Here is a 538-nt window from a genome sequence, read left to right on the forward strand (position 1 = left end):
GGACAAGGACAACCGCTAATTAGCTCAGGCGCTACCTTAGCATCATGAACTGAGGCTGCCGTGATCACATAATTCAGAATATAGCCATTAGCCGTGACGACCATGTGGGTTTTAAACCCATAAAATGGCATTTTCTTGGTGGCATTATAGCCAATGTTGGCCTTCCCAGCAAAAATTCTAACTCTGAAATTACGAACTTTGGCACATAGTGGGTTGGGTAAACTGTCGATAATCGCTAGGTCGCCCGAATGAGCATAATCCTTAGTGATACCTGAGCGAATGGCATTGACTACTGCCAGTAATTGTTGCGCGCGGCGGTTGAAACGTGAACGTGATACCACCATTTGCCGCGGCATAAACGCTGCCATCAGATAATAGAAGCGGCGTTGCGATTGAATTCCCAGTGTGACTTGTAAGCAGAGTAAAGCTAAAAGTTTAATATCAGTAATTTTAGTATGTTCAACGTTGCGCCGCTCAATGACGCTACGCGGACAATAACGCTGATAAAGCAATGAACATAACTGGTAAAAGTAATGGA

The 538-nt window shown here is 44.4% G+C and carries 1 protein-coding gene; it reads right to left on the reverse strand.

All coding sequences use genetic code 11. From position 1 onward, the window contains the following. On the reverse strand, positions 1-538 hold a 538-nt coding region (locus tag FC65_RS11100), incomplete at both ends, for an IS982 family transposase (protein WP_156408650.1).

The organism is Ligilactobacillus acidipiscis DSM 15836, from assembly GCF_001435755.1.
GTDB classification, from domain to species: Bacteria; Bacillota; Bacilli; order Lactobacillales; family Lactobacillaceae; genus Ligilactobacillus; species Ligilactobacillus acidipiscis.